Here is a 23,332-nt window from a genome sequence, read left to right on the forward strand (position 1 = left end):
TGTGGTTACCTTTCCTTCTTGGAGCGCAGCAGCCGGTTGATCGTCTCCCTCCGCAGACCGAGAAACTGTCCGATCTCATCTTGCGTAAGCACCTCGGTCAGCTTGGCTGGGGAGATATAATGCTCAAACCAGGCTTCGAGCTTGTGCAGCTTGTCCGCGGGCGCAATGGCGGTTAACTGGTCGATTCGCTGCTGCATCATGCGCAGCTTATCCTGCAATTGAAGAGCGATGGAGCGGTATCGGTCCGGATGCCGCTCCAGCTCCTCGTACCAGGAGGCCGAAGGGATTATGTCGACTTCGCTCGCAACCAGGGCGATTGCGGTCCCGAAATAAGGATTAGGGCTTATAAGGGAATGATGCGGAATAATCTCATCCGGCACGATAATATTGACCAGAATTTGCGAGCCATCCGGGTGAACGCGCACGATTTTGAGCAGCCCGCTGCGCAGGCGGAAGAGGGGACCGGATTGGCCCTGCAGAAATAAAGTTTCGCCTTTATGCAAGTTCATAAGCTTAAAGCCTCCAACCGTCTAGAGCGAAGTAGCGAAGCCCATACAGGGCTTCGTTTTTTTGTTTTCATTATACGATAGATCGTATTTTGATGTTGCAATGCTTTCCGGTTCTTGTATCCTGAATAGAGAACTTGCGTTCGATAAGGAGGAGCCGGATTGCGGAAGCTAAGGAACGATCGGGACATCATCGAACTGGTGTCGGAAGACGAATGGATGATGAAGATTTTGCATACGGCGGGGTCATTGGGCTTGCCCGATTGGTGGGTATGCGCTGGTTTTGTTAGATCTAAGGTGTGGGATTATCTGCACGGTTATACGGAACGGTTTGCGTTGCCGGATGTGGACGTCATTTATTTTGATCCGTCGATAACGGATGAGGCGGTTGAAAAAGAACTGGAGCAGAAGCTGAGAAGCTTGATGCCGGAGGTTCCGTGGTCGGTGAAAAACGAAGCCAGAATGCATCTTGCGAACGAGATTGAACCCTATGCATCGGCTGTTGATGCCATGTCCAAATTTCCGGAGACCGTTACCGCATTAGGTCTGACCTTGGATGAACGGAAAAGAGTCGTTTTGTCCGCGCCACATGGGATTAGCGACCTGTTGGAATTCGTTGTCCGGCCTACGCCTTATTTCGAGCAATCGCCGGAACTAATGGCCATCTTCGAGAAACGCCTCGTGCAGAAGAACTGGCGGAGCAGGTGGAGCAAGATTGAGGTTGCCGCTCGTTAGATAGCGCGGCGAGCGCGCGGTGCAGCCGCGAATGCAGCCAGCAGCAGGCTTTTTGCCTGCTGCAGCGCAGGCGCGCGCACCGAATTAACAATGCAAGTCATACTCTATGAAAAATGTTAATAATATGTAACTAAGAGAGGAAGAGAGGGACACCCCTCTCTTTTTCATCCTAAGCTTTTTCATTAAAGTAGTTGTAAGCTTTCGTCAATAAGTCCGCAAGCATCAGGCTTTGCTCGTCGCCAAGATGCTCGACCAGACCGCCTAGATGCCGGTTTAATTGTTCCACGGCTTCTTGCGCAATCTGCTCGCCGTCAGGGGTCAGTTCAATGCCTACAGACCTTCTGTCGTCTGGATCGACGGTGCGTTCCACCAACCCGTCCGCCATCAGTTTTTTGAGGAGTTGGGTGACGGTCGGCGTAGTAACGAGCAGCTTTTTGCCGATGTCTGATACTTTGATTTTAGGATTGTCTTCATCCGTATTGGCCATGATGCAGAACAACAGACGCAGTTCGCTCTTGTTGTAACCGTTAACCGATCTTTCTCTCCACTCGGCTTTTGCAAAGCGGGTAAAAGATTCCCTCAATTGCATGATTATCTCCTGATGGTTGTCGTTGTCCACCTTACCTACTCCAATCCGTAAAGTTGTTAATTGTTTATACTTGAAATATATCATATTTCTCATTATTATGATGATAGTTAAGTTGGTAAACTAAATACTTATCACCAAATTAAATGAGGTGGTCACATGGTTAACGTTGGAGTAATGGGTACGGGTTACGTTGGACTTGTCCATGGAGCTGTACTTTCCAGTTATGGGTTCCGGGTTACCTGTATGGACGTCGACGAGCATAAGATCGAACGTCTGAACCAAGGTTTTTCTCCCATTTATGAGCCCGGGCTTGAGGAATTGCTGCAAAGCGGCATTCGCAAGGGGACATTAACCTTCACCACTAACGCTCAGCAAGTCGTTCAGTCGAGCGACGTATTGTTCATTGCGGTTGGAACGCCAGCGAAGGAAGACGGCAGCGCGGATCTTACGTACGTCTGGGAAGTGGTTCAGCAGATAGGTAAATATATAAATGGCAACAAGGTTATCGTCAGCAAATCCACCATGCCGGTTGGAACAAGCCGGAACATTGAGGGTTATCTGGGCAACATGCTGAAAGGCACTCCCTATCAGGCGCATGTTGCTTCCAATCCGGAATTTCTAAGACAAGGCAAAGCGGTTAGCGACTCGTTATCGCCAAGCCGGGTTGTTATCGGAGCCGACAGCGAAGAGGCGGTGCAAATGCTGAAGACCGTCTACGCTACTCATCTTGAGCAGGATGTCCCGTTTCTATTCACGAACCTGGAAACCTCCGAGATGATCAAATACGCTTCGAACTCCTTCTTGGCGGTCAAAATTTCATTCATCAACGAATTGGCTCTCTTGTCCGAGAAGGTTGGCGCACGGATTCAGGATATTGCAACAGGCATGGGTATGGACGACAGGATCTCGCCGCATTTCCTGCAGGCAGGCCCCGGTTACGGCGGCAGTTGCTTCCCGAAAGATACGCAGGCGATCGTGGATGTCGGCAGGAAGAACGGCGAGGAGCTGTACGTTGTGCGTGCGGCTATTGCGGCTAATGAGAAGCAGAAGTCGAAGATGGTCAGCAAGATTGAGGAGGCCATTTCCTTTGACGGCACGTTGAAAGGCAAAACGATCGCCATATGGGGACTGACCTTCAAGCCGGATACGGACGATATCCGTTACGCGCCAAGCTACGATATTATTCAAGGCTTGCTCGGCAAAGGAGCTGCCGTGAAGGTGTATTGTCCGCAAGGAATGAAGCAGGCCGCACGTGATTGGCCGGAGCTCAGCGGCCGCATTCAGTATTGCGGCAACGAAGCGGAATGCGCTCAGCAGGCCGACGCGATTGTATTGATGACCGAATGGGAGCAATTCCGTGGCGTGAGCTGGGAGCGAATGGCCCGTAGCATGCGAAGGAACGTATTTTTTGATATGCGGAACATGTTTGCGGGGGATATTGCTATTCGGAATTGGTTCCAATACTACCCTGTGGGCTCTATGGAGCATGGGTATTCATTGCGGGAGGCCCAATGACAATGAAAACCTATTGCGTAACCGGGGGAGCGGGGTTTATCGGCTCTCATCTATGCGGGCAGTTGCTGGCTCAGGGCCATCGCGTCGTCAATATTGATAATTTCAATGACGTATACGACTATAAAACCAAAATCAGGAATATCCTGAGTAGTACGGGAACGGTATTTCCTTATCTCCATTCGGGGGATAAAATGGACGATCTCGCCAAACTTCAAGCGGTCGTAGAGTCGGATCATTACAGGCTTGCGGTAGCGGATATCCGCGACATGGACGAGCTGGATGCGGTCTTCGCCAGCGAGCGGATTGACGCTGTTATTCATCTTGCGGCGATGGCAGGCGTTAGGCCTTCAATTGAGGACCCGCTTTTGTACGAGGATGTAAATGTGAGGGGCACTCTTCATCTTCTAGAGGCGATGCGCAAGCATGGCGTGCGCAAATGGCTTTGCGCCTCGTCCTCATCCGTGTACGGAAATAACAAGAAGGTTCCTTTTGCCGAAGAAGATGTTGTCGACTTCAGTATTTCGCCATACGCGGCGACGAAAAAAGCTTGTGAAGTGCTCGGGCATACGTATTATCATCTGCACCATATCGATACGGTTATGCTGCGCTTTTTCACTGTCTACGGAGAGCGGCAACGGCCAGATCTGGCGATTCACAAATTCGTGAAGATGCTGGATAAGAAAGAGGAATTAACGATGTACGGCGATGGCTCCACAAGGCGCGATTACACGTACATCGGTGACATTATAGCCGGTATTCTTGGCGCTTTGACGTATGTGGAAGAGCAGGATCATACCTATGAAATTGTGAATTTGGGCACGAACCGAACAATCACGCTCCGGGATTTGATTACGACCTTGGAACGGGAAGTTGGCGAGCAAGCCGTTATTCGTACGTTGCCTCATCAGCCGGGAGATGTGGAGCAGACTTATGCGGATGTATCCAAGGCGAACCGGCTGTTCGGATATGAGCCACAGACCGATTTTGCCGAAGGAATACACAAGTTTGTTACATGGTACAGGGGGGATAGACATGGTTAAATTATCGGTCGTTGCGCCAATCTATAATGAAGAAGAGAACATTAAGCTTCTGCACGAGGCGATTACAAGCGCGGTGAAAGAGAAAGTAGAGAGCTACGAGATCGTACTTGTCAACGACGGCAGCAAAGACCGCAGCGCATTGCTGCTTGATGAGCTGGCGGAGCAGGATTCGCATGTGAGGGTTATTCATTTCGAGAAAAACTGCGGTCAGACCGCGGCAATATATGCCGGACTCAAAGGCTCCGCAGGCGAGCTTGTTGCTTTGATCGACGCGGACTTGCAGACCGATCCGCGCGATATTTTCAAATTGATGCCGTATATCCCGCAGATGGATTTTGTGAACGGCAAACGCGTGAGACGCAGAGACACCGTCGTGAAAAAAGTATCGTCGCGGGTCGGCAACGGAGTGCGCAATTGGCTGACTGGCGATCAGATTTACGATACGGGCTGCCCGATGAAGCTGATGAAGCGGGAAGTGGCCGACAGCTATTATTTATATGAAGGACAACATCGCTTCCTGCCGACGTTAGCGAAGATCAACGGTTTCAAGGTCGTTGAGGTGGCCGTATCCCATCAGGAAAGACAACATGGCGTGTCCAAATATGGCGTATTCAACCGGGCTTTTGTCGGGCTGATGGATGCAATCGTCATTGGCTGGCTCCGTAAACGGGTCATTCGCTATCAGATCAAAGGCCATTAATTATGTGGTGGCATTCGATTATAGGCAATGTGTCGGCTGGCAACATGGGATGGATTATATTTGGTTTTATCGGGCAAATCATGTTTACGATGCGGTTCATTACCCAATGGCTGGCGAGCGAAAAAGCGAAAAAAACCGTCGTTCCCCAGTCCTTCTGGGTATATAGCATTCTGGGCAGCGCGGTGTTGTCCATCTATGCGCTGTACCGCAAAGATCCTGTATTTCTGCTGGGGCAGCTGCCCAGCGTCTTTATCTATTTCCGCAATATTATGCTGAACCGCAAGGCAGAGGTGCAAACGTCAAACAGCAACTCGGTAGATATGTAAGCATAGAAGCGTCATAGAATCCCCATTGAAGCTATCTGATCTATAGATAGAATCGATGGGGATTAATATTTTGTATTCGTTTATTTATGAAAGATTAATAGCATCGAAACAATCTTAGTACAAAACTATAGTAGTCTGATTTGGTTAATATTTACTAGCTCTCGCATGATCTGTGAGATTAGTCATACTACTATAGGGGGATTTTATGAACGGGAAAATGAGAGACACAGCCAAAGCTTGGCTGTCCGGTATTTCCGCAGTAGCCGTGTTGTTCAGTATGGTATCGTCGTTTGACGCGCCGGCAGTTCAAGCAGCGGAAGCAGCTCCGGAGTCGGACGGTATAACTCAAGTGAAGCAATTGGAGAGCGACGCATGGAAAGCTCGCTTGTTCCAATTCGACGACAAGATTCTGATCGGCAATTCGGTTGTGGAAATTCCGGCGTCGGACAATGGCGCAGCAGCTATCCATGTAGGCGACCCGATATACTTGGGCGGTTTCTCCGGCCTGACACATCTGCCGGGCGACCCGGCCAACGTGTTCTACACGCATACGGACCGCGGCCCTAACGGCGACATCGACAAGAAATATTGCGTAGGCTGCAAAACGTTTGCGGTTCCTACGTTTTCGCCGCAAATCGTGAAGATCAGCCTGGAGAACGGCAGCGTGAAGGTGCTGGAGCAAATTCCGCTCAAGCTGCCAAACGGCGCGATTGACCCGATTACCGGCACATCCAACATTAGCGGCGTATCGAATTTCCCGAAAGAGGACAAGTCGGACAAAAGTCTTGTTGGCAGCGGCGTAGGCGACGAGGTTCCGGTAGGTTCCATCACGTATAACGAAGACGGCAGCGTGAAGGAATATACGACGCTTCCTAGCGATCCGTACGGCCTGGACCTTGAGAGCATTTCGTACGACCAAACAACGGATACGTTCTGGATGAGCGACGAATACCGTCCGAACCTGGTGCAAGTGAAACGTGACGGCACGATCCTGCAACGTCTTGTGCCAAACGGCGAGAAAGCACTGTATGAAGCAGTGAATGCAACGGCTGTGCCAATCAACGACGTGCTGCCGGCGGTATGGAGCACGCGTATGCCAAATCGCGGTATTGAAGGCGCAACGCTAACGCCGGACGGACATTACTTGTTCGCGGCGATTCAATCGCCGATGATTAATCCTATTACGACTGACGGCAAGGTGAATGCCAACTCCCGTGCCTCGCGTATTATTAAGCTCGATCTGACGAAGACAACACCGGAGCCGGTAGCGGAATATCTCTACGTGCTGGACGGCGTTAAGGGCGTTAGCAACTATATTTCCGATATGATGGCGATTGACGAGAATCATATCGTCGTTGACGAGCGTGACGCGAACTATGATTACAAGAAGATTTTTACGATCGATCTGTCGAATGCAACGGATTTCCTCGGCAAGCTGGATAATATCGGCGCTGTAGGTTCGGCAGCAGGAACGACATTGGAAAATACGGTGGTGCAAGGCGCATCTCCGGATTACGCAGTAGCGGAGCCTCCTTATGCGGTGACGCCTGCTGGCGGTACGGCAGTGTCCGTTACTCCGGTGACCAAATCGTTAACGCTTGATCCTCGCGGCGAGTTTGCATACCCGGCTTCCAAGCTGGAAGGGCTCTTTATGCCAAACGAACATACGGTTGTTGTTGCGAATGACAATGACTTCGGCGTGCAGGATCCGGACAAAAAGCAAGTGTGGATGTACACGCTGAACGTTCCTGCCGAGACGGCTAATACGGCAATTAGCGCAGCTCCTGCGGTAACCGCACAAGTAAACGGGCTGGTAGGTTCGGCTAAATATATTAACATTACGGCAAAGCTTGGCGAAGCAGCCGTATTAGGTACGGTAACAATCGAGCTGCCACAAGACCTCGCCGCAGCAACAAGCGATATGGTCAAATTCGGCAGCGGCCAAGCTCGGATGCTCCGAGATTCCGAGGTGAAAGAAAACGGCAACTATATCGTACTGGACGGCGTTACGCTGCAAGCGGGCGAATCAATCACCGTAAGCTTGACGGGCAAAACGTTTAAAGGCAATGTCATCAAGCCGCAAGTCTACGTGGATTCAGACGGTCCTGAAGCAGGCAAATCGCTGAACGTGGCTTCGCCTTCGACCAATGACCTCCTGTTGAACGAAGCTTGGCAAGCGCGGTTGTTCCAGTTCGACGACCAGATTCTGATCGGCAAATCGGTGGTGGAAATTCCGGCGTCGGACAATGGCGCAGCAGCTATCCATGTAGGCGACCCGATGTACTTGGGCGGTTTCTCCGGCCTGACACATCTGCCGGGCGACCCGGCCAACGTGTTCTACACGCATACGGACCGCGGCCCTAACGGCGACATCGACAAGAAATATTGCGTAGGCTGCAAAACGTTTGCGGTTCCTACGTTTTCGCCGCAAATCGTGAAGATCAGCTTGGAGAACGGCAGCGTGAAGGTGCTGGAGCAAATTCCGCTCAAGCTGCCAAACGGCGCGATTGATCCGATTACCGGCACATCCAACATTAGCGGCGTATCGAACTTCCCAAAAACGGACAAGTCGGACAAAAGTCTTGTTGGCAGCGGCGTAGGCGACGAGGTTCCGGTTGGTTCCATCACGTATAACGAAGACGGCAGCGTGAAGGAATATACGACGCTTCCTAGCGATCCGTACGGTCTGGACCTTGAGAGCATTTCGTACGACCAAACAACGGATACGTTCTGGATGAGCGACGAATACCGTCCGAACCTGGTGCAAGTGAAACGTGACGGCACGATCCTGCAACGTCTTGTGCCTAATGGCGAGAAAGCTCTCTATGAAGCGGCAAAAGCAACGGCCGTGCCAATCAACGACGTGCTGCCGGCGGTATGGAGCACGCGTATGCCAAACCGCGGCATTGAAGGCGCAACGCTGACGCCGGACGGACATTATCTGTTTGCGGCGATTCAATCGCCAATGATTAATCCTATTACGACAGACGGCAAGGTGAATGCCAACTCCCGTGCCTCGCGTATTATTAAGCTCGATCTGACGAAGACAACACCGGAGCCGGTAGCGGAATATCTCTACGTGCTGGACGGCGTTAATGGAGTCAGCAACTATATTTCGGACATGATGGCGATCGACGAGAATCATATCGTCGTTGACGAGCGTGACGCGAACTATGATTACAAGCAGATTTATACGATTAACTTGTCGAATGCAACAGACTTCCTCGGCAAGCTGGATAATATCGGCGCTGTAGGTTCCGCAGCAGGCACGACATTGGAAAACACGGTCGTTCAAGGGGCGAAACCGGAATATAAAGTAGCGGAGCCTCCCTATACCGTAACGCCGGACGGCGGAACAGCCGTATCGGTTACTCCCGTGACGAAGATGCTGACGCTTGACGCACAAGGCGAATATGCTTATCCGAACTCGAAGCTGGAAGGGCTCTTTATGCCAAACGACCATACGGTTGTTGTTGCGAACGACAATGACTTTGGCGTACAAGACCCGGACAAAAAGCAAGTATGGGCTTATTCGTTATACGTTCCGGCTGTGAACAGCTCGACTGCAAGCAGCGTTGCAGGCACCATTCAAGAGTCTGTTATGAACCAAACAAGCTCGGCCGAAGACATTCAATTAACGGTTCGGCTCGGCGAATCCGCGATGCTCGGAACGATGCTGGTGAAGCTGCCGGCGGGACTGACGGCTGCCGCCACGGACCTGGTATCCTTCAACGGAAGCACGCCGCGCGCGCTGCGTTCCAACGAGTTGAAAGAAGGCGGAAGTTATATCGTCCTTGACGGACTGACGCTTAGCGCAGGACAGTCGGTTATTGTAACCTTGAAAGGACAAGACAAATCATCGGATACAACAACTCTGCCAAGCATTTGGGTAGATGCGGACGGTCCGGAGAACGGCAAATCGCTGAGTCAGCTGTTCCAACGGTATTCGAACCCATCTAATCCAAACACGGATACGCCGGTAACAACACCGGATTCCGGAACTGGCTTAAAGGCAGATCAGACAGGCAAAGTAGATGAAGCGAAGCTGAAAGAAGCGCTTGCTGCTAATCAGGCTGTTGAGCTGGCGCTCGCTTCCGATGTGGCTAATTTGCCAGCGGCAACACTTGCAGCGGGTATTCAAAGCGGCAAAACGATTCATTTTGTTGCGGAAGCCGGCGAATATACGCTCCCTCTGAACGTTCTTAACCTGGATCAACTCGCGCAAAGTCTTGGCGTGAACAAAGACGAACTTGTCATCCGCATAACGGTAGCGGCTGCCGGTACTTCAGCGGCAAATGCGGTTAGCGCGGCGGCGAGCAGCCAAGGGGCAACTGTACTGGGCAGTCCGGTTGAGTTCCGGGTCGAAGCGGTAAGCAAAAGTGGCCAATCGGTGCCGGTATCCTTCGGCGGTACGTACGTGACCCGTTCCATTCCCGTGAACGGCATCGTGGATCCTTCCCGCGCAACCGGCGTCATGCTGGACGAAGCGACCAATGAGCTGAAGTTTGTGCCAACCGTATTCGAGACGAAGGATGGTCTGACCACTGCCGTTATGAAGCGGAACGGCAACAGCGTTTATGCCGTCGTGCAAAGCGACAAATCGTTCAACGATATTGCTTCCTATTGGGCGAAAAGCGACATTACGCTGCTGGCGAACAAACTCGTCATCGAAGGAACTATTAATGGCAAGTTCGAGCCTAACCGTAACATTTCACGCGCTGAATTTGCGGCATTAATTGTTCGTGCTCTTGGCTTGACGCCGGAGCAAAGCCAACAATCATTCTCGGATGTATCTAGCGGCGCTTGGTATGCAAACGAAGTAGGCGCGGCCGTGAATGCTGGGATTATCAATGGATACAACGACAACGCCTTCCATCCAAACGCACCAATTACCCGCGAAGAAATGGCAGTGATTCTAGTTCGTGCATTAAACTTCACGAAGGTAGATTTGTCCGTAGCGGCAAGCGAGCAAACTTCGATCATCGGAAGTTTCAAAGACGCTGCCAAAGTCGGCTGGTCGAAGCCGGAAGTAGCGGCGGCCGTAAAAGCCGGATTGCTGAACGGTTATGCGAACCAGACGCTTGTGCCTCAAGGCAACGCAACGCGCGGCGAATCGGCGGCGCTGATCAAACGCATGTTAGTGAAAGCAGGCTTTATTAACGAGTAATATTTTCCGCGAATCGCCAATGGGATGCCTTCAGGTAACCCCATTGGCGGTTCGCGGTTTTTTTGCGTGCATGGACAAGCACAAGATATCGTGGCATAAAACGCTAAATATTGGCATTTTCTACCTTTGTCCGTCGGAAGTATACTAGGTCGTGCATGGTGATGAAAGCGTTGCCAGCGGTCGTGATTTAGGAAGGAGGATTGAAGGGGAAGCAAATCAGCGATTGGCTAGAGCTTTAGTTCAGCCATGAACCATAGATGCAGATTAGGGAGGAAATAAACGAATGTATACGATAGCCCGGGAAAGGACCGCCAGAAAGCTGCTTGTCCTGACGCTTTGCGCGGTTATGCTGGTCTCGCTTGTATCATCTTTGTTCATCCGCGAAGCGCATGCCGCAGGCTCTTATCTCTTATCGCAAAATAAAACCGCATACGCCTCTTCCGTAGAAGGCGGCAATACGGCAAATCTTGCCGTGGACGGTTCAACCGGCACCCGTTGGGGAAGCCAATGGGGCGTGGATTCGCAATGGCTATATGTCGATCTTGGCGCTAACGCGACTATTGACCGGGTGAAGGTGCAATGGGAAGGCGCTTTTGCAACGGCGTATAAAATCCAGGTATCCAGCGACGAATCGGCCTGGTCGGATATCTACTCCACAACAACGGGCGACGGCGGAACCGACGACATCACGCTAGCCGGCACCGGCCGTTACGTAAGAATATTAGGCACGCAGCGTGCCCTTGCCGCTTATGGTTACTCCATTCTGGAGTTTGAAGTATACGGGACAGGCGGCTCGACAGCTCCGCCGGTTAACTACGGTCCCAACGTGGCACTAAACAAGCCGGTGACGGCATCCTCGACGGAAAATTCCGCTTATCTGCCTCCGGGCTCGACCGTTGCGTCCAATGCGGTGGACGGCAATCCGGCTACACGCTGGTCCTCCAACGCGACGGACAATGAATGGATCTATGTCGATTTGGGCTCCGCCCATCAGATCGGCCGGGTAGTCCTGAATTGGGAAGCGGCCGCCGGACGGGCGTATGACGTTCAAGTATCAAATAACGGCACGCAATGGACAACGGTCTACCGCGAGCTTCACTGGTCGGGAGGCAAGAACGACATCCCGCTCTATACAAACGGTCGTTATGTCCGGATGAACGGCATTGGCCGCGCGACAAGCTTCGGCTATTCGCTTCTGGAGTTTGAAGTCTACGACTATATCGCGGGCCAACCGCAGCCGTCGTATTCGATTCCGGCATTGCCAACGCCAACCGCCGTTCAATCCGGTGCGGGCAGTTATCTGACGAACGACATCCATATGCCGCAGCCGAAATATCCGGCGAACAAGTCTTCTAACATCCAGACGCCAATCCCGTCCAATGACTGGTGGCAATCGATCCTGATCAAGCCGTACGGCGATTATCTGGTGACGCTGCCGCTGAAGGCGAAGTACTTCCAGCAAGGTCTTGGCATTCTTAATCCGGGAGCGGGCTGGATGTCCTCGGATGGCCGCGCGGTGAATGCCGACGGCAATCCGGATTTGTACGTCATGTCAAACAGCATCAACACGTCGAAGCTGCAAACCCGAGTTACCGGATACGGCGACTGGTCCGTAGACGCGGTGGTAAGCGACGATGCGACGGACAAAATGAAATCGACCTTCGTCAAAGGTTCGCCTTACGTGTACAACACGTTTGCCGATCCTAGCTCGGTTGAGATCTACTCTTCGCTAATTACCCAGCTGTTTGATGACAACGGTAACTCCGTTCTGGCAACCGAAGGCGCAACGCTGACAGCCGATCATATCGGCGTGAAGCTTGTGAACACGGACGGCAGCGGCGCATCGTTTACGCGCTACTACGGGATTTTTGCGCCGGCGGGAACGGTCTTCAAGAAAGTAGGGGCCAAGGTGAAAATCCAGCTTGGCAGCGGCGGCAACTATCTGTCTATTGGAGCTATGCCGGCGGCAACGAACTTGAACTACTATTATCAGCATGCCTATGCATTCGTAACGGATACGAAAGTGAACTACAACTATAACGAATCTACTTCGCAGGTCACAACGGATTACACGCTGACGACGGCGCTGAAGCGTACCGGCTTCTCGAATCAGGTGCTGACGACCCTTCTGCCGCATCAATGGAAAGTGTCTTCGACACCGCTTACCGCACTGACTTATCCATCCGTACGCGGTACATTGAAAGTGCGCGAAGGCAATACCTTCACTACGGTTGACCGTTTCTACGGCATCGTGCCACAATTCACGGAACCAACGGATTCGGCTTATGACCGTTCGCTGATGGTGTCTTACCTGAAAGCGCTCGATGAAGAAACAACAAGCAATCTGATGGCTGCCGACGCCTATTGGCAAGGCAAGAAGCTTCATCCGCTGGCGATGGGCGTACTTGCGGCTAACGAGCTTGGCGAAACGGCGTACCGGGATAAATTCCTGTCGCGGATCAAGACGATTCTGACCGACTGGTACACGTATACAAACGGCGAACCGGATTACTTCTTGTACTACAACTCCGACTGGGGAACAACGTATTACAAATCCAGCGAGTTCGGCGCTAACAACGGCATTACCGACCATCATTTCACGTATGGCTATTATGTATTTGCATCGGCCGTGCTTGCTACGTTCGATAACGATTTCAAGACCCAATTCGGTCCAATGATCGACCATCTCGTCCGCGACTATGCGAACCCTTCGCGCACGGATTCGATGTTCCCGTTCTTCCGCAGCTTCGATCCGTATGAAGGCCATTCATGGGCAGGCGGTTATGAGGATAACGACAACGGCAACAACCAGGAAGCGGCTGGCGAATCGTTGTTTGGCTGGGTAGGCCAATACATGTGGGGACTGACTAACGGCGATACATCTTTCCGTAACGCTGCCATCTACGGCTTCACGACCGAGCTGAACGCGGTTATGCAATATTGGTTCAACTACGACGGCGACAACTGGATTTCGCAATATACGCACAAGACCGTTGGACAAGTATACGGCGCATCCAATTTCTTCGGCACCTTCTTTAACGGAGATCCGGTGTATGTGTACGGCATTCACTGGCTGCCAACGGCAGAATATTTGACAAGCTATAGCCTTGCTCCCGGCAAAGCGGCTGGTCTGTATAGCGGTTTTGTCGCCGATAACGGCGGCCCAGAGACCGATTGGTACCATATCGTATGGCCGATTCAGGCGTTAAGCGACCCGCAGGCGGTCATTAACAAATGGAGCGCAACAAACATGCAGAAGAACGAGATTTTCAACACCTACTGGTTCGTTCATAACATGCAGACGCTTGGAGCGCGTACGAAAGACGTTTGGGCAACAGGCTGGACCAGCGCGACGGTGTACAAGAAAGGCAACACGTATACGGCTCAAGTGTGGAATCCGACGGCAAGCCCAGTGACGGTCACGTTCAAGAATGCAGCCGGAACGACCGGAACGGCGGTTGTAGCCGCGAAATCGCTTGTCTCGGTAAATCCAATGACAAATACGAATTCAGGCGATAACTGGCCTCCGATCGGCAGCGGCGGGGATAATGGCGGCGGCGATAATGGCAATGGCGGCAATAACGGTACCGATACAAACGTAGCTTTGAACAAAACGGTAACGGTAACGTCGACCGAAACGCCGTTTGTTGGTTCGAATGCCGTAGACGGCAGCGCACAAACCCGTTGGGCATCCGTTACGAGCGCTGATCCGCAGACGATGACCATCGACCTTGGCTCCTCGCAGCAGCTCAACCGCGTGAAGCTGAACTGGGAAACGGCGTACGGCAAATCGTACAAAGTCCAAGTATCGGCTGACGGTAACAGCTGGTCCGATATTTATACGACAACAACCGGAGACGGCGGTACGGATGATTTCAACGTAAGCGGTACGGGACGTTATGTGCGGATCAACATGACGGAACGCGGAACGATATACGGTTATTCGCTGTATGAAGTGGAAGTATACGGCCATGCTGCAACGGCTTCGAATTCCACGCTGCTGTCCGTAGGCAAGACGGCGACCGCTTCGTCTTACCAAGATCCGTTTGTTCCGGCTTCGGCCGTGGACAATGACCCTGGCACCCGCTGGGGTTCGGTAACCGGCGCAGATCCGCAGTGGATTACGGTGGACCTTGGCCAGAACCGCACGGTAACAAACATTAAGCTGAAGTGGGAAACCGCTTATGCCAAGTCGTTTAAGCTGCAAATTTCGGCGGACGGCAACAGCTGGACGGATCTATACAGCACAACGACCGGTACAGGCGCTGACCTTGACCAGAACGTTAACGGCACCGGCCGTTATGTGCGTATGCTGGGCACGGAACGCGGCACGCAATGGGGCTACTCGCTTTGGAGCTTTGATGTGTACGGGTATTAATCGGTAAGAAAAAAAGAACCGCTCTAAGAGCTATTGGCTCTGAGGGAGGTTCTTTTTTTTCGTTCTATAGGCGGTGGAATGTATTGGATTTAAGGAAATCTTCCTATTCCAACTCGTCGATGGTCGTAGGACAACATTCCTGTTTTTCCATACTTTTAAAAAATTACAAAAATGTGCGGCATAAGTGGTCCCAATTAGTTAAGTTGTCCCGAATAATGTTTTTGATATTATTTCGATTAGTTCGATTAGTATATTTTTTTAATTACGAATACCTATTCATTTATCCATTTTTTTCTATGACAATGAGGTTTATGTAATTCGCTTCATGCTATACATAGCTCTAAAGGGTTGGTGGTATGCAATGGGGGAAAATCCCTATTTTATTCTCGTTCCTGCTTTTCTGCTGCTTGCGGTATGTCTTTATACCGACTTGAAGGAGCGGAAAATTTATGATAAATATACGATTTCCGGCATGCTCTACTTTATCGGAATTCACGCGGTTCTAGGTACGTTCTACCATAGCTTGCTTGGTTGGCTGATTATTGGCGGTATTGCCTATGTCCTGGCCGTGATCAGCAAGGGTCAAATCGGCGGAGGCGACATTAAGCTGTATGCCATGCTTGGGGCTGCATTTGGCTGGGAGCAGGGGCTTGTTGTTTTGGTGCTGACAAGCGTTGCCGCGGCTCTTTGGGCTTTACCGCTTCTTCTCCTTAAAGCGTTAAAACGGCTCCCGGCCGGTTATCATGAGCTACCGCTTGCCCCTTTTATTACGGCTGGCGTCATCCTTATGCTCGTTATTTCGAATCTTGCATCTCTTAATTACAGATAGGAGCGTTATTGGAACATGTTTGATACTCGTCGCAGAGCCTTTTTGTTTCTTATTTTTTCGATTGGTTTAGGATTGGCCGCAACTATTATGTTCTCGTCTTACATGAACAAGAAGGAAACAAGTCTTGGCGAAATGGTCTCGATCTATGTCGCGAGCAAGGAAATTCCCGCAGGACAATTAATTACGAAGGATATGTTGTCTATGACGGATATTCCCAGAAAGTTTGCAACGGATTCCTACGTTCAAACGGCTGCGGATTTGAATGGCAAAGTGTCGATGGTGCCGATTCCGGAGAAGGGTATTATTACGAAGCCGATGCTGCGAAATAACAACCTCGTGAACGGAGAATACCGGCAGGTCGTGCTCAGAGCGCCATTTGCCGTGTTTGACGATCAAATTGATGTCCTCGATAAGGTGGACTTGGTCGCGTCTTATGAACAGAAGGATCCAAAGGCGGCTAAAGGTACCGAGGAACGAAGGACTCAAGTCCTGCTGAAGAACGTCAGCGTAAACAACGTATCGAAGAAAGACAACGAAATTGTATCGATTGGCGTCGCCTTGCCGCTTAGCGAGGCTAAGGATCTGATCTGGATGTTGAACTATGGCAAGGAAATACGGGTATTAAAAAGCAGCAACGCAAAAGTAGCGTCAGAAGGGGAATAATCGGATGGCAACAAAAGTAAGCATTGTCTGTGAGGAGCAGCGCATCTCTCAACAAATGGTTCAGCGTCTTAATTTCATGAACATTCCGATCGGCGAGGTCATCGACAAGCCTAAAGAAGCCTATAATCAGCTCAGCGCCAAGGAAGCCCGCGTCATCGTTCTGGTCGAGCCTCATGATCAGCATATGCTTCCGCCTTTGCTGCAGCAGATTAAGCGGATGAATGAAACGGCGCCAATCATCTATGTATCCAAATCGGACAATTTCCAATTGCTTCGGTCGATGTACCAGTCGGGAATTTCGGAGTGGGTCCGTTATCCGGAGGAGATGGATGAGTTCGAGAAAGTGCTGGAGCGTTCCCTGGATGTACAGAAGCAACTGCAGCTGCAGAAAGAAAAGACAAGCCGGAGCTCTGAGCATCAGGCCGGCACGGTCATTTCGGTATACAGCGGCAAAGGCGGGGTAGGCACGAGTTTTATCGCTTCTAACCTTGCCCAGTCCATGGCTTACCGGCAGCCGGGCCGGGTACTGCTGATGGATTTGAATTTGCAGTTCGGCGGCATACATATGCTTCTTGATATTAAGCATGAACGAAACCTTGGCGACTTGAAGTCGGTAATCAAGGAATTGACCCATTCCCAAATCAATAACGTGCTGTACAAAAGAGAGGATTCCCAGCTTCACGTGTTATTGTCGCCTAATCATCCGCAAGAGGCGGAGCACTTCAAGGGCGAGGATATCGAGCAGATTATAAAAGCCTGCAGGGAGCATTACGACATTATTATTCTGGATATACCGAAGGAAATGAACGAAATTTCGGTAGGTGCGCTTGGACAGACGGACCAGCTCCTCTACGTGACGGAGCTAGACCGGCCGGGAATCGCCCGGATGCAAAGCGTACTGAAGCTGCTGGACCGGTATCATCTCGTGAAAGAGGACAATATTTCGCTGCTTGTGAACCGCTTTAGCAAGAAGCGAGACGTGCAACTCGACGAATTGAAACAGATGGCAGCTTACCCGATTGTAGGTACGGTAGCGGATCATTTCAAGGCGATTCAAAGCCATATCAATCTCGGAGAGCCGCTTCTTAAGAAGCAAGGAGACAAAGGGCCCAAAGGTCCGGCCCGGGACATTTGGCAGTTGACTAACGAGCTGATGAAACGGATTGGAGGGGATTCCTCTGTCCATCTTTCAAAAGCTTAACACGCGTCTGGAGGAGCAGCAGCTGCAGGATCAGCCGACGGATTATTTGGATCAGCTGTTTGAGCATTACAAGGAACGGCTGCTGAAGGAAAGTAATTTGGAGCAGCTCATCCAGCTGCCAGCCTACCAGAAGAGCAAGACGATCGAGAAGCTTGTCTTCGAAATGCTGGTCGAAGAGAAAATTATTATTACGGAGCAGGACAAGGCCAAGCTACTGACGATGATTCTGAACGATTCCGTCGGTTACGGTCCGCTTGAGCCGCTGCTTAAGAATGAAGAAATAACCGAGATTATGGTGAATGGTCCCAGCGAGATTTATATTGAGCGCAACGGTACCATCTCGCAGGCGCAAATCACGTTTAAGAATAACGAGCATATCCGCAACATTATCGAGAGAATTGTAGCGCCGATTGGCCGCCGTATCGATGAAAGCTCGCCGCTTGTGGATGGACGGCTGGAGGACGGAAGCCGGATTAACGCGGCGATACCGCCCGTTTCCGTGAAGGGGCCCGTGCTTACGATCCGTAAATTCCGGAAAGATCCTTATACGATAGAAGATTTGATCAACTTCCATACGATGACGGTTCCTATGGCGCGGTTCCTCGAAGCGGCGATGGCTTCCAAGCTGAATGTCATTATTTCGGGCGGTACGGGCAGCGGCAAAACAACACTGCTTAATGTCGTGTCTGCGGGCATTCCGCTTGGCGAACGTATTATCACGATAGAGGACAGCGCGGAACTGAGGCTCAACCGGAAAAATGTCGTGTCGTTAGAAGCAAGACCCGCGAATATGGAAGGCACCGGCGAAATCTCGATCCGGCAGCTTGTCCGCAATGCGCTTCGAATGCGTCCGGACCGCATTATTGTCGGAGAGGTTCGCGGCGCAGAAGCGATGGACATGCTGCAGGCAATGAATACCGGTCATGAAGGTTCGCTCACGACGATCCATGCGAATAATCCAAATGATGCCATGTCTAGGATTGAAGCGATGATTCTGATGGGCAACGCTTCGATGACCGCCGAGGTCGTTCGTTCGTTTATCGCGTCAGCCGTTCAGCTTGTCGTGCAAACGTTGCGATTGCAGGACGGGAGCCGCAAGATCGTGTCGATTGCAGAAGCAGTGCCGCAGGAGCGGGGATTTGTTTTACGGGATATTTTCCGGTTCAGGCAATACGGAGTGGAGAAGGATGGCAAGGTAGTTGGACATTTCGAACCTACCGGCGTCGTTCCGCTATGCCTCGAGAAGATGAAGGCGTTCGGCCAAACGTTGCCCGAGGATTACTTCTCCCGGGAGGATGTGGCCTGGTCATGATGACGACACCAACGGTTGTTCTGGTCATTATATTCGTGGCGGCATTATGTTTGTCTCTGGCCATTATGGAGATGGCGGTTACCCGCGGCAAGTGGAAGAAGCTGAACGAGCGGATCAAGCCGATGTATCAGACGGAGGCTGTCGATACGAATACGTTAATCTCCAAGCTGAAGCGCAGAGTCAATCGCTCGGATTATGCCAAAGAGGTCGATAATGCTCTGAAAGGCGCAGACATGAAGCTGACGGCTTTCGACTGGTTGGCCATTCAACTGGGTATATTCGCGGGGCTTGCTATCATTTTGCACTTTATCGTCAGACTGGAATTTCCGTTCGAATTGCTTGCCTCCTGGCTGCTTACCGGAATTGGGATGAAGCAATATTTGAAATCCCGTCGCGCCAAGTTGTCTCAACAGCTTAGCAAGCAATTGCCGGAGCTGTGCCGAATGGTATCCAGCTGCGTGCGCGCCGGCTTGAGTCTGCAACAAGGGTTTGAGATGGTGGCCAAGGAGCTTCGCGCCCCGGCGGGACCCATCTTCCGCAGCATGTCCTCCGAGCTGAAGATGGGGACATCGATGGAATCCGTACTGGAGCGGTTGACCGAACGCGTGAAGAGTAAAGATATCTCGATCTTCGTGCAGATGATTAATGTGCAGCGGAAGGCCGGCGGCAATATCAGTCAGGCGATGGATCAACTGGCGAAGACGCTGGATGACCGCGCAAGAATTAACGGAGAGATTCGGACGCAGACTGCGGAGACCAAATTTGTGGCGGTAGCCCTTATTTTAATGCCCGTCATAATGGTTCTGATGTTCAACATGATGTTCGACGGTTTTCTGATGCCGCTGTTTACGCTTCCTGGCATCGTTCTGATCGTAGTTGTTGTTCTGATTATGTCGATTGGATTTTATCTGATTCAAAAAGTATCAAACGTGAAGGTATGAGGAATTTATGACGACATTGCTGACGGTACTTGCTGCCGCTGCTTTCATAAGCTGGACGGCCTCCATGTATTTTTGGTGGAGATCAAAGCTGCATCGGATCAAGCTGCATAAGAAGCTTGATATCCATCAGCAGAGCAAGAAGAAGCCGACGAGGCTGAAGGATGATGTTAAGCGGCGAATTATCTACTTGGCACATCGGTTTGCGCCGCTCGGCAAACGATTCCCGTTCTTTTTGAACAAAAATGATGTTCAAAGAAAGTTGGAGCTGGCCGGTTTTCCTGAAAATCTAGACCTGGATTCGTTCTACGGCCTCCGGTTCGTCAGCTTTATGGGCTTCTCCACAGGGGCGGTTCTGCTGCAGACGCTTGGTTTCATTAATGGCATCTTCCAGCTTCTTATTATGGTCTTTGGCCTGTTCGCGCCGGCGGTCTGGATTAAGATGGCTGCTGCCGCTCGGCAGGAGCGGATCGGCATCGACCTTCCCGAGTTCATGGATATGATGAGCGTTACGCTACAAGCGGGCATTCCGCTTGAGCCTGCCATCAAACAAATCATTAACGGAATGGAAGGGCCGCTATCGGAGGAATTGCACCGGTTCATTCAGGAGCTCGACATGGGGGTATCCCGCGAAGAAGCGTTCACGAGACTGATGAAGCGCAACAACTGTCCCGAGCTTGAGATGCTGGTTACGGCACTCTTGCAGGGCAGCAAGCTTGGCGTTCCAATTGCGAATACATTCCGTAATTTATCCGAGGATATCCGCAATACAAGAATTAACAAGATGAAGGAAAAGGCAGCAAAGGCCGGTCCGAAGGTCACTTTGATTACCACCTTTTTCATTCTGCCGGGTGTATTGCTTCTCATTATTGGACTGCTGATTCTGAACTTCATCTATAACCCTGAAGGAATGGGAGTCAGCGGAGGATTTGGGCTGTAAGGCATGTACCTATTTTACTCCACTGGAAAGGAGGTGACGCGCATGATGAACACAATCATGATGTTTGGCAGCAAGCTGCTGCGCCCGGTTCGTAACGAGAAGGGAGCACAGGCGATCGAATATGTCGGTCTTGTTGCACTGGTTGTTATTCTGATTCTGGCGTTGATCCCGTTGTTTGGCGAAGGCAATGATTCTATCGCTAAGATGCTCGTTGATAAAATCAAAGATTTCATTAATAAAATCTCCATCTAGCATTAGAAAAAAATAGAGTAGTCGGGTGACTGCATGAGATATGTTCGCAATGAGAGAGGATCCCAGTTGATTGAATTCATGGGTATCCTCCCGCTTTTTTTACTTATGATTATAATTGTATGCCAATTTGCGATCTCCGCTTCTGCTGCCGTTACGGCAAAAGCTGCCGCGATGGACGGTGCGCGCGTAGCCATTACGGAAAACAGCGATGATTATGAAACGGCGGTTCGCAATGTAGCATCCTCCTATAAAGTGTTGTCCGTTGCGCGAAGTGAATCTTCCGACGGCAAATTTACGTATGTGACTGTTAAAGTAACGCTCGAAGTTCCATTGTTAAACAATGCCCGCGTGTTCAATACGACGGGATTGTCCATACCGGTAAGTTCTGAGGTGACGCTGAAGAAAGAAGAGTAGGCGGACCTTGACCAAATAACGGATGGAGTTGAATGATGAGAATCAAGGTTTTTACAATCGTTATGTTCTTGGCGATGATCTGTCATCTTAATCTTAGTCCAATCTATGCGGCAGCAGACGAGCAGATCGAGACGAAACTTCAATCAGCCAAAGTGAAGGAGCAGCCGGCAGACCCGCCAACGACGGAAGAAGCAACAGACGGGGGATTGGATGGCGGAGGAACCCATCCCTCTACCGGCACGCCTTCTACGGATAATCCGGGAACAAGCGGGCCTGGTGACGGGGATGGCCAAGGCTCGCCTGGCGATGCTGGCACTGACGGAACGAGCGGTCCCGGGACAAGCGGTTCTGGAGGAACCAGCGGCCCCGGTGGCGGCAGTGGAACCGGCGGAGGAACTGGCGGATCGGTAAGCGAAGGCGGTAACGGATCGGCAGTCAGCCCGGGAACAGGGGGCCATAACGGAGGAGCGGACAATCCGGCTGCTGGCGACAGCGATAGCGGAGCTGCCAATCCTGGCAACACGGGCGGAAGCGGTACGGTTGATCCTGCTGCCCCTAACCAATCGGGGGAGATTGATCCTGCGGATCCGAATAAGCCGGAGCCATCCGAAGTCAATAAATCGGAAGATGGAGACGGGAAATCCTGGTGGGATAACGTCTTTAGCAGTGACTGGATTTCCGATACGGCAGAGAAGCTTGGGCGCGGACTTGCCGTTGGCGTAATCGGTGCCGTTGTTGTTGGCGTCATTGTTGTGGCGGCCTTAGCGATCGGGATTACAATCTCTGCACCTGTCTGGATTGCCGCAGTAGCTGTAGCGATAGTTGCAGGCGTCGTGTATTCCTTTGTTGCCGGTGATGCTTTTTCCTGGATCGAAGGAATTGGCGTTAGCGTGCTTGCCGGCATTTCCGTTCTCGCCATCGCGACCTCCGGAATCGGGGCGGCGGCCCGAACGGCTTTCCAGTTCTTAAGAGGACGCGGGCTGACGGGGCTGCTTAGCGGCGCGAGGCAGGCGTTAACAAGCAGCTGGAGAGGAATTACTTCTCTCTTCGAGCAAGGGTTGTGGGCAGGTCTTAAGAACGGAGCGCGCACCTTGCTTAGTCAGGCTCCCCGTTTATGGAAAAGCTTGATCTGGAACGCGAATACCGGCTTTCAATTCGGACTGAATATGGTGGCTTCTTTTTCAATCCATATGTTGACGAAGGATACGTTCCCGGGTCTGAGCGATATGGGAATGATGATTACGGAAAGTTTCCTCGGCGCGGTTGTATTCGGGAAGTTGGCTGAGGCTGCTCAAAGTCTTCGCCTTGGCCGCTTTGTCACCACATCCTGGAATTTCTTGATGGCAGGCGCGGAAACCTTCGTCGTCAATCTGATCAAGCGCGAGAAGACGGATGCAGGCTCCCTTCTCCTTGGAAGTTTCGCCAAGGCGTTTGTATTTGGGCCGTTGCTAGGCCGGCTCTTCCGGTCCAATCTGTTTATTCCGCTCCGCAATAAGCTCGGAATCGGATTGACCAGACAGGATTTGGAGAATAAATTCGGAATGACGGTCAGCGATACGGTTGGCCAGAAGGGAATTACCAATAAGCAATTGCTCGATTTATTAAAGACGAAACCCGAAGATTTGACCAGGTCACAACAGATCTGGCTGCAAAGCGGCGTTTTGTCCGAGAATCAGGCTGCCATGCTGAACGGGAATGAAGAGCTGTTCCAGAAGTTTTTCGAGAAGCAACAAATGGTTGGCGAGAAGCTGCTTGAGGAAGGAACGAAGCCTGGTAATTATCCAACTTCGAAGCCTGCACCTATAAAGCCATAGGGAGAGACTTGAA

The 23,332-nt window shown here is 51.4% G+C and carries 18 protein-coding genes; 16 read left to right on the forward strand and 2 right to left on the reverse strand.

What is annotated here, in order from left to right:
- Positions 1-5: 5 nt before the first annotated feature.
- Positions 6-509 carry a Crp/Fnr family transcriptional regulator gene (locus QQK89_RS15325; protein WP_284239446.1) on the reverse strand — a complete coding sequence of 168 codons (504 nt, stop codon included), beginning with the start codon at positions 507-509 and terminating at the stop codon, positions 6-8.
- A 159-nt stretch (positions 510-668) separates the two neighbouring features.
- Here QQK89_RS15325 and QQK89_RS15330 point away from each other — a divergent pair, with 159 nt between their 5' ends.
- A complete protein-coding gene (locus tag QQK89_RS15330; protein WP_284239447.1) occupies positions 669-1,241 on the forward strand; it encodes a nucleotidyltransferase family protein in 573 nt (190 codons plus the stop codon).
- Positions 1,242-1,410: 169 nt separating this feature from the next.
- Here the strand turns inward: QQK89_RS15330 and QQK89_RS15335 are convergent, their stop codons facing one another.
- Positions 1,411-1,830 carry a MarR family winged helix-turn-helix transcriptional regulator gene (locus QQK89_RS15335; RefSeq protein ID WP_284239448.1) on the reverse strand — a complete coding sequence of 140 codons (420 nt, stop codon included), beginning with the start codon at positions 1,828-1,830 and terminating at the stop codon, positions 1,411-1,413.
- A 156-nt stretch (positions 1,831-1,986) separates the two neighbouring features.
- Between QQK89_RS15335 and QQK89_RS15340 the strand changes: the two genes are divergently transcribed.
- The 15 genes from QQK89_RS15340 (at position 1,987) to QQK89_RS15410 (ending at position 23,319) form a co-directional block, all read left to right on the forward strand.
- On the forward strand, positions 1,987-3,345 hold the full coding sequence (locus QQK89_RS15340; RefSeq protein WP_284239449.1) for a UDP-glucose dehydrogenase family protein: 1,359 nt from the start codon (positions 1,987-1,989) through the stop codon (positions 3,343-3,345).
- On the forward strand, positions 3,342-4,385 hold the full coding sequence (locus QQK89_RS15345) for a GDP-mannose 4,6-dehydratase (protein WP_284239450.1): 1,044 nt from the start codon (positions 3,342-3,344) through the stop codon (positions 4,383-4,385). The genes QQK89_RS15340 and QQK89_RS15345 overlap by 4 nt, the downstream gene beginning before the upstream one ends.
- Positions 4,378-5,085, forward strand: a complete 708-nt coding sequence (locus QQK89_RS15350; RefSeq protein ID WP_284239451.1) for a glycosyltransferase family 2 protein — start codon at positions 4,378-4,380, stop codon at positions 5,083-5,085. Before QQK89_RS15345 ends, QQK89_RS15350 begins: the two co-directional genes overlap by 8 nt.
- A 2-nt stretch (positions 5,086-5,087) precedes the next feature.
- On the forward strand, positions 5,088-5,411 hold the full coding sequence (locus QQK89_RS15355; protein WP_284239452.1) for a lipid-A-disaccharide synthase N-terminal domain-containing protein: 324 nt from the start codon (positions 5,088-5,090) through the stop codon (positions 5,409-5,411).
- 205 nt (positions 5,412-5,616) lie between these two features.
- A complete protein-coding gene (locus QQK89_RS15360) occupies positions 5,617-10,578 on the forward strand; it encodes an esterase-like activity of phytase family protein (RefSeq protein ID WP_284239453.1) in 4,962 nt (1,653 codons plus the stop codon).
- Between the two features lie 283 nt (positions 10,579-10,861).
- The gene (locus tag QQK89_RS15365) at positions 10,862-14,956 is read left to right on the forward strand and encodes a galactose-binding domain-containing protein (RefSeq protein ID WP_284239454.1); all 4,095 of its coding nucleotides are present in this window, start codon (positions 10,862-10,864) and stop codon (positions 14,954-14,956) included.
- A 361-nt stretch (positions 14,957-15,317) separates the two neighbouring features.
- Positions 15,318-15,785 carry an A24 family peptidase gene (locus QQK89_RS15370; RefSeq protein ID WP_284239455.1) on the forward strand — a complete coding sequence of 156 codons (468 nt, stop codon included), beginning with the start codon at positions 15,318-15,320 and terminating at the stop codon, positions 15,783-15,785.
- Positions 15,786-15,800: 15 nt separating this feature from the next.
- Complete coding sequence (gene cpaB / locus QQK89_RS15375; RefSeq protein WP_284239456.1) at positions 15,801-16,448, forward strand: Flp pilus assembly protein CpaB; 648 nt, start codon at positions 15,801-15,803, stop codon at positions 16,446-16,448.
- 4 nt (positions 16,449-16,452) lie between these two features.
- Entirely contained in the window at positions 16,453-17,649 is a 1,197-nt protein-coding gene (locus QQK89_RS15380; RefSeq protein ID WP_284239457.1) for an AAA family ATPase, read from the forward strand.
- Positions 17,612-18,961 (forward strand): CpaF family protein, encoded by a 1,350-nt coding sequence (locus QQK89_RS15385; RefSeq protein ID WP_284239458.1) that lies wholly within the window; start codon positions 17,612-17,614, stop codon positions 18,959-18,961. The genes QQK89_RS15380 and QQK89_RS15385 overlap by 38 nt, the downstream gene beginning before the upstream one ends.
- Positions 18,958-19,902, forward strand: a complete 945-nt coding sequence (locus tag QQK89_RS15390; protein WP_284239459.1) for a type II secretion system F family protein — start codon at positions 18,958-18,960, stop codon at positions 19,900-19,902. The genes QQK89_RS15385 and QQK89_RS15390 overlap by 4 nt, the downstream gene beginning before the upstream one ends.
- Positions 19,903-19,909: 7 nt before the next feature.
- On the forward strand, positions 19,910-20,839 hold the full coding sequence (locus QQK89_RS15395) for a type II secretion system F family protein (RefSeq protein ID WP_284239460.1): 930 nt from the start codon (positions 19,910-19,912) through the stop codon (positions 20,837-20,839).
- 42 nt (positions 20,840-20,881) lie between these two features.
- Positions 20,882-21,091, forward strand: a complete 210-nt coding sequence (locus QQK89_RS15400) for a Flp family type IVb pilin (protein WP_284239461.1) — start codon at positions 20,882-20,884, stop codon at positions 21,089-21,091.
- A 66-nt stretch (positions 21,092-21,157) separates the two neighbouring features.
- Positions 21,158-21,505 (forward strand): TadE/TadG family type IV pilus assembly protein, encoded by a 348-nt coding sequence (locus tag QQK89_RS15405; RefSeq protein ID WP_284239462.1) that lies wholly within the window; start codon positions 21,158-21,160, stop codon positions 21,503-21,505.
- A 32-nt stretch (positions 21,506-21,537) separates the two neighbouring features.
- Positions 21,538-23,319, forward strand: coding sequence for a hypothetical protein (locus QQK89_RS15410; protein ID WP_284239463.1), 1,782 nt, complete (start codon positions 21,538-21,540; stop codon positions 23,317-23,319).
- Positions 23,320-23,332: the final 13 nt, after the last annotated feature.

This window comes from Paenibacillus glycanilyticus, from assembly GCF_030161375.1.
Classification (GTDB): domain Bacteria; phylum Bacillota; class Bacilli; order Paenibacillales; family Paenibacillaceae; genus Pristimantibacillus; species Pristimantibacillus glycanilyticus_B.

Excerpts from the sequence above, each read along its gene's own strand:
- QQK89_RS15325 (WP_284239446.1), bottom strand. The coding sequence starts at position 509 with ATGAACTTGCATAAAGGCGAAACTTTATTTCTGCAGGGCCAATCCGGT.
- QQK89_RS15365 (WP_284239454.1), top strand. The coding sequence starts at position 10,862 with ATGTATACGATAGCCCGGGAAAGGACCGCCAGAAAGCTGCTTGTCCTG.
- QQK89_RS15355 (WP_284239452.1), top strand. The coding sequence starts at position 5,088 with ATGTGGTGGCATTCGATTATAGGCAATGTGTCGGCTGGCAACATGGGA.
- QQK89_RS15400 (WP_284239461.1), top strand. The coding sequence starts at position 20,882 with ATGATGAACACAATCATGATGTTTGGCAGCAAGCTGCTGCGCCCGGTT.
- QQK89_RS15350 (WP_284239451.1), top strand. The coding sequence starts at position 4,378 with ATGGTTAAATTATCGGTCGTTGCGCCAATCTATAATGAAGAAGAGAAC.
- QQK89_RS15335 (WP_284239448.1), bottom strand. The coding sequence starts at position 1,830 with ATGCAATTGAGGGAATCTTTTACCCGCTTTGCAAAAGCCGAGTGGAGA.
- QQK89_RS15380 (WP_284239457.1), top strand. The coding sequence starts at position 16,453 with ATGGCAACAAAAGTAAGCATTGTCTGTGAGGAGCAGCGCATCTCTCAA.
- QQK89_RS15410 (WP_284239463.1), top strand. The coding sequence starts at position 21,538 with ATGATGAGAATCAAGGTTTTTACAATCGTTATGTTCTTGGCGATGATC.
- QQK89_RS15390 (WP_284239459.1), top strand. The coding sequence starts at position 18,958 with ATGATGACGACACCAACGGTTGTTCTGGTCATTATATTCGTGGCGGCA.
- QQK89_RS15360 (WP_284239453.1), top strand. The coding sequence starts at position 5,617 with ATGAACGGGAAAATGAGAGACACAGCCAAAGCTTGGCTGTCCGGTATT.
- QQK89_RS15395 (WP_284239460.1), top strand. The coding sequence starts at position 19,910 with ATGACGACATTGCTGACGGTACTTGCTGCCGCTGCTTTCATAAGCTGG.
- QQK89_RS15345 (WP_284239450.1), top strand. The coding sequence starts at position 3,342 with ATGACAATGAAAACCTATTGCGTAACCGGGGGAGCGGGGTTTATCGGC.
- cpaB (WP_284239456.1), top strand. The coding sequence starts at position 15,801 with ATGTTTGATACTCGTCGCAGAGCCTTTTTGTTTCTTATTTTTTCGATT.
- QQK89_RS15340 (WP_284239449.1), top strand. The coding sequence starts at position 1,987 with ATGGTTAACGTTGGAGTAATGGGTACGGGTTACGTTGGACTTGTCCAT.
- QQK89_RS15370 (WP_284239455.1), top strand. The coding sequence starts at position 15,318 with ATGGGGGAAAATCCCTATTTTATTCTCGTTCCTGCTTTTCTGCTGCTT.